Origin of the sequence: Kitasatospora sp. MBT63, assembly GCF_000710465.2 — a bacterium.
Classification (GTDB): domain Bacteria; phylum Actinomycetota; class Actinomycetes; order Streptomycetales; family Streptomycetaceae; genus Kitasatospora.
The window spans coordinates 1-6383 of record NZ_JAIZ01000247.1 but is presented as its reverse complement, the minus strand read 5'-3'; the positions used below and the strand labels follow the sequence as shown (position 1 = coordinate 6383).

Here is a 6383-nt window from a genome sequence, read left to right as displayed (position 1 = left end):
CCGGCCCCCCGCAGCCCCCCGGGCACACCTCGGGCCGCTCGACCCCGCCCGCCGCCCTCCCCGTCCTGTTCGACACCGACGCCTGGCTCCACGGCCTGGCCGCCGACCTCTCCCGCATCACCCCCGCCTTCGCCCACGACCCCGACCACCCGGCCCCGGCCTGACCCCACGTCACCGGCCGCGGGGGCTCCTGCCCATGACCCGCCCGGCCTTCGCCCGGTCACCCTGCGGGGCTACGGGCTGCCCCCGGCCCGGCGAGCGGATCGCCAGGTTGGGTGCGGCTCGCGCTGATCGTGACTGCGCCGCCGGTTGACGCCAGGTCAGGGCGCTCCGCCGCCCGGGGTGCGGTGCCCTGGCGTTCGGCCGGCCGAGGCGCCCGCGTAGGCTGACCGGCAACTGCCGTGTCCCGGCACGCCGTTCGCGAAGGAGTTATGACGCATGGCCGAAGAGGCGACCCACCTGCTGTTCTCCTACGGCACGCTGCAGCAGGGCGAGGTCCAGCTCGCCCGCTTCGGCCGCCTGCTCGACGGCCGCCCCGACGCCCTGCCCGGCCACCGCCTGGACCACGTCCGGATCACCGACCCCGAGGTGATCGCCGCGAGCGGCAGCGACCTGCACCCCCTGGTGGTGGTCTCGACGGACCCGGCGGACGCCGTCGACGGCAGCGTCTTCGCCATCACCGACGCCGAGCTCGCCGCCGCCGACGACTACGAGGCGGACGACTACGTCCGCGCCGAGGTGGCGCTGCGCTCGGGCACCCGGGCCTGGGCCTACCTGGACGCGCGACAATCGGGTCATGAGTGAGACGCCCCCCGAGGCCGGCGACCCGGCCTGTCTGCTGAACCGGGTCTGTGATCGGTGCGGCCGCCTGCGGGCGGCCCCGGACGCCGTCTGCACCGGCTGCGGCGCCCCGCCCGCGACCACCGCGGGCCCCGTCCCCCGGCCCCCGGGTGCCCGGCCCGGCCGTGACCGCGACGCCGCCGGCCGGGCCCGCAACGGCCGCCCCCGCGACGGGCTCGGGCGCCCGCTGCCGTACGGGCAGCAGGGCGTGATGCGGCAGCCGGAGGGCGTCATCCGCTCGGCCGAACGGACCCTGGCCGAGGCGCAGCGGCTGATCGACGCCGGCCGGCCGTTCCACGCGCACGAGGTGCTGGAGGACCGCTGGAAGTCCGCCCCGGACCCGGAGCGGCCGCTGTGGCGGGCCCTCGCCCAGTTCGCGGTCGGCCTGACGCACGCCGCCCGCGGCAACGAAGCCGGTGCCCGCGCCCTGTTCTCCCGCGCCGCCGAGGGCCTGACCCCCTTCGCAGCAGACCCGCCGTACGGTACCGACCTGGCCGCCCTCGCCCACTGGGCCCGCCACCAGTCCGCCGCCGCCGACGTCCTCACCCTGCCCCCGGTCCCACCCCTGGTGCCCCCGGGCTGCTAGAGAGCACGACCTCGGAGCCCGATCCGGAGCGCGATCGAGGGGGTGACCACCGCCCACCGGGGTTCCGCCCGGGGTTACCGCCGGTCGGTTTCGTCCCACGGGAAGGGCGCGAGGTCGGGCTCGACCCAGCCGGTCCTCGCCGGGGAGCCGGCCAGCGTCGCCGGACGGTAGAACCGGGTCAGCAGGCGCTTGTCGAGCAGGGCGGGGTGGTTGTCGGCGAACGCGCTGAAGTCGTCGTCTCCGTGACCGGCCGCGTGGTGCCCCACCAGTTCCACCCAGGCCCGGCTGACGGTCGCGTGGTACTTCTGGGGCACGCCCGCGTAGCGGGCGGTGCGCCGGATGCCGTCGCTGACCAGGTCGACCGCTGCGGGCACGCCGAACCGTCGCACGGCCAGCCAGGTCAGATGGACGTGCTCCCGGTGGCCGAACTTCCCCGAGGCCGCGGTCACTTCGGCCATCAGCGCGTTGAAGTCGGCGGAGTGGGTGGTCATGAGGACACCTCGGTCAGGGCTTGCAGCGCGGTGCGCAGGCAGGCGATGGCGTCGGCCGGCAGGCCGTGGAGTGCGCGGTGCTCGAGGTCGGTGACGGCCCGGCGGATCGTGGCGGCGGCCACGCGCCCGGACGCGGTGAGTTCGATGACCACCGCGCGGCGGTCTCCCGGGCGGGTGCCGCGGGTGATGTGGCCGCGTCGTTCCAGACGGTCCAGCACGCTGGTCAGCGTGGTGGGGCGGGTGCCCGGCCGCAGCCGGGCCGACCTCGATCGCTCGCCACGTCAGCCGCGGTCCGCCGTGGCCGCGCGCAGCCCGTACACCGCCGCTCCCACCGCCAGCACCGCCGCACCGGCCAGCACCGAAGCGGTCGGCAGGGTGAAGGCGAGCGTCAGGCAGCCCAGCATCCCGATCACCGGGACCGCCGCGGGCGGCCGGCGTTCGGCGGGGGAGAGGGTCCAGGCGGCGGCGTTGGCGACGGCGTAGTACGCCAGGACGCCGAAGGAGGAGAAGCCGATCGCGCCGCGCAGGTCGGCCGTGCCCGCGAGGAGGGCGACCACCGCGCCGACCGCGAGTTCGGCCCGGTACGGGACGCCGTGGCGTGGGTGGACGGCGGCCAGCGTCCGCGGCAGGTGCCCGTCGCGGGCCATCGCCAGGGTGGTGCGGGAGACCCCGAGGATCAGTGCCAGCAACGAGCCCGTCGCCGCGACCACGGCGCCGGCCCGCACCACCGGGACGAGACCGGCCGAGCCCGCCGCCCGGACCGCGTCGGCCAGCGGCGCCGCGGCGCCCGCCAGCCGCTGCGGGCCGAGCACGGCCAGGACGGCGACCGCCACGGCCGTGTACACCAGCAGCGTGATGCCGAGGGCGAGCGGGATCGCCCGCGGGATGGTGCGGGCCGGGTCGCGGACCTCCTCGCCGAGGGTGGCGATCCGGGCGTACCCGGCGAAGGCGAAGAACAGCAGCCCGGCCGCGCGCAGCACGCCGCCCGCGCCGCCGGGGTCGCCGGAGCCGTCGAGGTGGCCGAGGCCCAGGTTGGCGGCGTCCGCGGTACCGCCGGTCAGGCATGCGGTGACCACCGCGGCCAGCACGGCGAGCACCACGGCGACGATCACGCGGGTCAGCCGGGCGGACTTCTGCACGCCCGCGTAGTTCACGGCGGTCAGCGCCACCACCGCGGCCACCGCCACGGCGTGCGCCTGCCCGGGCCACAGGTACGAGCCGATGGTCAGGGCCATCGCCGCGCACGAGGCGGTCTTGCCGACCACGAAGGCCCAGCCGGCCAGGTGCCCCCAGAACGGGCCCAGCCGCTCGCGGCCGTAGACGTACGTCCCGCCGGAGGCCGGGTAGCGGGCGGCGAGCCGGGCGGAGGAGGTGGCGTTGCAGTACGCGACCACCGCCGCGACCGCGAGCGCCGGCAGCAGGCCGGCGCCGGCCGCACCGGCGGCGGGCCCCAGCGCCGCGAACACCCCCGCCCCGATCATCGACCCGAGACCGATCACCACCGCGTCGGCGAGCCCCAGCCGCCTGGTCAGCCCGGTCGTGCCGGTACCCGGCTGTGTCGTCATCGCTGTGTCCCTCCCCGGTGGTTGTCCGCGCCGCAGGGTAGCGGAGCGAGGTGTCCCTTCGGTGCCGCCCGGGTCGCGCACCGCGTGCGCTCCGGCGGTCGGCGGCAGGCGGGCGCCCCGGGGTACGCCACGGCCCGCCGCACGGGGGGTGCGGCGGGCCGTCCGGCCTTCCCGGGCGGGCGTCGGAATCAGCTGCCTGATCGGCGGCGAGATCGGTGGCCGGATCAGCGTCCGGCGCTCCGGCGTCCCCAGGCCGGCGCCACCAGGCCCACCAGCAGCACGGCGAAACCGATCTGCAGCAGGTGCCGGATCCAGTCGATGCCGCCGGTGTGCCGGACCCCGATCCAGCCGGAGACGGCGTTGCCGAGCAGGGCGCCGGCCGCACCCAGGATCATGGTCAGCCACCACGGGATGGACTGGGGGCCGCGCAGGAGCAGCTTGGCCAGCAGGCCGAGGACGAAGCCGATCAGCAGAATCCACAGCAGTTGGAACACGATGGCCTCCGGTCAGTCGTCCGCGCCGCCGCTGCTCGGCGGGGTGTGATGATCAGCATCGCGCGGGCGGCGGCATTCGGCACGTCCGGACCCGGCCCGGGGCGGCGCCACGGCTACGGCGCGGGGTGCGGGACCGGTTCGGCCGCCTCGGAGGCGGCGGTGACCCGGGTGCCGGGGTGGAGCCTGGCACAGAGGTAGGCGACCACCAGGGCGGCGGCCATCCCGATCAGCACCGGGCGGTTGGCCTCGGCGAAGTCGACCTGGATCTGCCGCACCACCGAGCTGTCCACCCCCGTGGGGGCGCCGCTCCCGCCGCCGTGGCCGGTGATGCTCTGGGCGATCCGGTCGGCGGCCGAGTGGGCGGGCCCGGCGGCGAGGCCCTGGGCCTCCAGGGTCTGCTGGACCCGGTCGGTGAGGGTGTGCAGCAGGACGGTGCCGAGCACGGCCAGACTGACGCTGGCGGAGTAGTTGCGGACGGTCTGGGTGATACCGGTGACCTCGCCGTACGAGCGGCCGATGGCCCGGTTCACGGCGTCGGTGGAGGCGGGGGTGAGCAGCAGGCCGATCCCGGCGCCGGCCAGCACGATGTACGGCCACTGGGCGCCCAGCGACAGGTCGGTGATCTTCACCGCCCAGAGGGCGAAGCCGACCGCCCCGACCAGGGTGCCCAGCAGCATCGGCGGCCGGGCGCCGCGCCGGTCGAGCATCCGGCCGCCGATCTGCGACGCGGGCCCGAACCCGGCGAAGAACAGCAGCAGGTAGAGCCCGGCCTCGTTGGGGGAGTAGCCGAGCGAGACCTGCGCGTAGACCGAGGCGAAGAAGAACACCGGGACGAACGCCATCATGGAGAAGAAGAGCACGGCGTTGTCGACCGAGAACGCCCGGTCCCGGAAGATCTGCATGCTGATCAACGGGTGGTCGGTGCGCAACTCCACGACCACCAGCAGGGCCAGCACCGCCAGGCCGCCGATGATGCACAGCCAGGTCAGCGCGGAGTCCCAGCCCCAGGTCTGCGCCTGCTGGAGGCCCAGCACGCTCAGGCCCATGCCGACCGCGACCAGCGCGGCGCCCTGCCAGTCGATCGGTTCGGGCCGCGGCGTGTTGCGGATCCGGGCGAGCAGGGTCAGCACGACCGCGACCACCGCCACCGGCACGTTGACCCAGAAGATCGCCCGCCAGGTCCAGCTGGTCAGCACACCGCCGAGGATCGGGCCGAGCGCGGTCAGCCCGCCCGAGACGCCGAAGAACAGGGCCAGCGCCCGGCCCCGGCGTTCGACCGGGAACACCTCGACCACCACCGCCAGCGCGGCCGGGAACATCAGGGCCGCGCCGAGCCCCTGCACCGCCCGGAAGACCACCAGCCAGGCCAGCGCCGCGCCGCCCTCGGGGACGGCACCGCACAGCGCCGACGCCACCACGAACACCACCGTGCCCACCAGCATCATCCGCCGGTGCCCGAGCACGTCGGCGACCCGGCCGCCGAGCGCGAAGAACGCCGCCAGCGAGAGCAGGTAGGAGTTGACCACCCACTGCATCCCCGAGGAGGACAGGCCTAGTTCACGGATGATGCTGGGCGCTGCGATGGACACGATCGTCTGGTCGATGAACGTCATCGACACCGCGAACAGCATCCCCGCCAGCGCCAGCGGCTGACTGGTCCCGGCCCCGCCGGACACCCCGCTCCGGGAACTCACGTCTCGCATCCGCCTTCCGTCCGTCCGCCGACCGTGCGCCCGCGGCCCGTGTCCGAGCCTGCCCGACCCGGCGGCGGCGCACCCTGACGGCGCGTCGATGTCACGCGGATGGCGGTCACCCCGGGGGCGCGGCGAGGGCTCCGGGCCGGTGGCCGACGGAACGTCAGGGTGGCCCGACACGACCCTGACAGGTGTCAGGTACCGGGCACCGGGAGGCGGTGGTTCCCTGGTCGTGGCGGGGCCGCCGGGGGACCGGCGGACCGACCCGCCACCGCTGACCACCACCACGATGAGGAGATCCCCATGTCCGGTGTGCGCAGGCTGGCCCTGGCGGGCGCGGCGACCGTGCTCGGCCTCGGAACGCTCGGTCTGACCGCGACCGCGGCCGACGCGGCGAGCGGGTGTACCAACAACGGCAACGGCACCTACAACTGCCACGTGTGGAAGAACGCGCCGAGCTTCTTCGCGGGCAACGTCCGGGCCGGCACGCTCTACGCCGGTGACAACTACTTCTACTGCCAGGCCAGGGGCACCGAGATGTCCGACGGCCAGTACCACAACTTCTGGTATGCCAAGACCGACGACGACAGCGGCAACAAGGGCGTCTGGGTGAACGTCATCTACCTGTCCGGCGGCGGCAACGACGAGCCGGTGCCCGGCCTGCCCTACTGCTGACCCCGCGTCGACCACCCCGCGTCGACCACCGTGCGACG

8 protein-coding genes are annotated in these 6383 nt (G+C 75.3%); 3 read left to right on the top strand and 5 right to left on the bottom strand.

All coding sequences use genetic code 11. From position 1 onward, the window contains the following. Window positions 1–438: 438 nt before the first annotated feature. Window positions 439–804, top strand: a complete 366-nt coding sequence (locus AA75_RS15720) for a gamma-glutamylcyclotransferase family protein (RefSeq protein WP_033820646.1) — start codon at window positions 439–441, stop codon at window positions 802–804. Continuing rightward, complete coding sequence (locus AA75_RS15715) at window positions 797–1426, top strand: DUF309 domain-containing protein (RefSeq protein WP_051812498.1); 630 nt, start codon at window positions 797–799, stop codon at window positions 1424–1426. Before AA75_RS15720 ends, AA75_RS15715 begins: the two co-directional genes overlap by 8 nt. Before the next feature lie 74 nt (window positions 1427–1500). Here AA75_RS15715 and AA75_RS15710 read toward each other — a convergent pair whose 3' ends face one another. The 5 genes from AA75_RS15710 to AA75_RS15690 all read right to left on the bottom strand — a co-directional run bounded on the left by AA75_RS15710 (window position 1501) and on the right by AA75_RS15690 (window position 5679). After that, complete coding sequence (locus AA75_RS15710) at window positions 1501–1917, bottom strand: hypothetical protein (protein ID WP_033820645.1); 417 nt, start codon at window positions 1915–1917, stop codon at window positions 1501–1503. Further along, a complete protein-coding gene (locus AA75_RS15705; RefSeq protein WP_082526547.1) occupies window positions 1914–2171 on the bottom strand; it encodes a MarR family winged helix-turn-helix transcriptional regulator in 258 nt (85 codons plus the stop codon). The genes AA75_RS15710 and AA75_RS15705 overlap by 4 nt, the downstream gene beginning before the upstream one ends. A gap of 27 nt (window positions 2172–2198) precedes the next feature. Then, complete coding sequence (locus tag AA75_RS15700) at window positions 2199–3482, bottom strand: APC family permease (RefSeq protein WP_033820644.1); 1284 nt, start codon at window positions 3480–3482, stop codon at window positions 2199–2201. A gap of 224 nt (window positions 3483–3706) precedes the next feature. Further along, window positions 3707–3976, bottom strand: coding sequence for a GlsB/YeaQ/YmgE family stress response membrane protein (locus tag AA75_RS15695; protein WP_033820643.1), 270 nt, complete (start codon window positions 3974–3976; stop codon window positions 3707–3709). A gap of 113 nt (window positions 3977–4089) precedes the next feature. Next, window positions 4090–5679, bottom strand: a complete 1590-nt coding sequence (locus AA75_RS15690) for an MFS transporter (RefSeq protein WP_033820642.1) — start codon at window positions 5677–5679, stop codon at window positions 4090–4092. Window positions 5680–5973: 294 nt separating this feature from the next. Here AA75_RS15690 and AA75_RS15685 point away from each other — a divergent pair, with 294 nt between their 5' ends. Further along, window positions 5974–6345 carry a hypothetical protein gene (locus AA75_RS15685; RefSeq protein ID WP_033820641.1) on the top strand — a complete coding sequence of 124 codons (372 nt, stop codon included), beginning with the start codon at window positions 5974–5976 and terminating at the stop codon, window positions 6343–6345. Window positions 6346–6383 lie beyond the last annotated feature (38 nt).

Coding starts and splice junctions, on each gene's coding strand:
- AA75_RS15720 (WP_033820646.1), top strand. CDS start 439: ATGGCCGAAGAGGCGACCCACCTGCTGTTCTCCTACGGCACGCTGCAG.
- AA75_RS15715 (WP_051812498.1), top strand. CDS start 797: ATGAGTGAGACGCCCCCCGAGGCCGGCGACCCGGCCTGTCTGCTGAAC.
- AA75_RS15710 (WP_033820645.1), bottom strand. CDS start 1,917: ATGACCACCCACTCCGCCGACTTCAACGCGCTGATGGCCGAAGTGACC.
- AA75_RS15700 (WP_033820644.1), bottom strand. CDS start 3,482: ATGACGACACAGCCGGGTACCGGCACGACCGGGCTGACCAGGCGGCTG.
- AA75_RS15690 (WP_033820642.1), bottom strand. CDS start 5,679: ATGCGAGACGTGAGTTCCCGGAGCGGGGTGTCCGGCGGGGCCGGGACC.
- AA75_RS15685 (WP_033820641.1), top strand. CDS start 5,974: ATGTCCGGTGTGCGCAGGCTGGCCCTGGCGGGCGCGGCGACCGTGCTC.